This is a genomic window from Morganella psychrotolerans (assembly GCF_965118875.1).
Lineage (GTDB): Bacteria > Pseudomonadota > Gammaproteobacteria > Enterobacterales > Enterobacteriaceae > Morganella > Morganella psychrotolerans_C.
In genome coordinates this window covers 1-1,145 of sequence record NZ_CBCPJD010000054.1, presented here as the reverse complement: position 1 = coordinate 1,145, position 1,145 = coordinate 1, and the positions used below count along the sequence as shown (strand labels likewise).

Sequence of the window (1,145 nt, the reverse complement as noted above, 5' to 3'; positions counted from 1 at the left end):
GATCAAGCTCAACACCGACGGTGCCTCCCAGGGCACGCAGATCCTGAACATTACGGATGACCAGGATCCGGTGCAGGGCAGTGTCGCCAGCGGCGGACACACCAACGACACCACCCCGACCCTGACCGGTTCAGTCTCGGCGGCGCTGGCGGGCACGGAAGAAGTAATTATCTTCCGTAACGGCGCGGAAGTCGGCAAAGCGACCGTGACCGGCACCGCGTGGACCTATACAGACAACGCCATCACCACGGACGGGCAGTATACCTATACCGCGGCGGTGCGGGATGCGACCGGGAATCAGGGCGCAGAGTCGAACGAATACATTATCAACCTCGACACCACCGCCCCGGCGCAGAAAGTGGTGATTGACGGGATCAGCGACGACCAGGCCCCGGTTATCGGGGAAGTGGCCAATAATGGCGTCACCAACGACAAAACCCCGACCCTGCACGGTCAGCTGGACGGCGCGCTGTCGGCGACGGAAAGCGTGAATGTTTACCGTGACGGCAAGCTGGCGGGCACCGCGACAGTGACCGGCAAAACCTGGGTGTATACCGATAATCTCGCCAATGACGGGCATTATGAGTACACCGCGAAAGTGGCGGACAAGGCGGGTAACGAAGGGATAGCCTCTGATAGCTACGGCATGACGCTGGACACCACCGCACCGTCTCAGGTGGTGACCATCACTGAGATTCAGGATGATAAAGCGCCGCAGACCGGCAAAGTGGACAACGGCGGCGTCACCAACGATGACACCCCGACCCTGAACGGCAAACTGAGCATGGCACTGGCGGCGGGTGAAACGGTGTCGGTGTACCGCGACAACGTGAAAATCGGTACCGCCACGGTAGCGGACGACGGGCTGAACTGGAGCTACACCGATAACGGGCTGAAAGACGGCACCACCTATGCCTACACCGCGTATGCGGAAGATGCGGCAGGTAACCTCGGACCGGTCTCAGACAGTTACACCATTACCACGGACATGACCGCGCCGACCCAGAGTGTGCAAATTACCACTATTATGGATGATGTGGCGCCGCTGACCGGCGAAGTGAAAAACGGCGGCTACACCAATGACACCACCCCGCAGCTGCAGGGCAAACTGAGTGCGGCCTTAGGCAGCGGTGAGTACGTGGTGG

General features: G+C 60.4%; 1 protein-coding gene. It reads left to right on the top strand.

The window, feature by feature from the left end; genetic code table 11:
- A partial coding sequence (locus ACMHKJ_RS19280) for an Ig-like domain-containing protein (RefSeq protein WP_413496459.1) occupies positions 1 to 1,145 on the top strand: 1,145 nt, incomplete at both ends.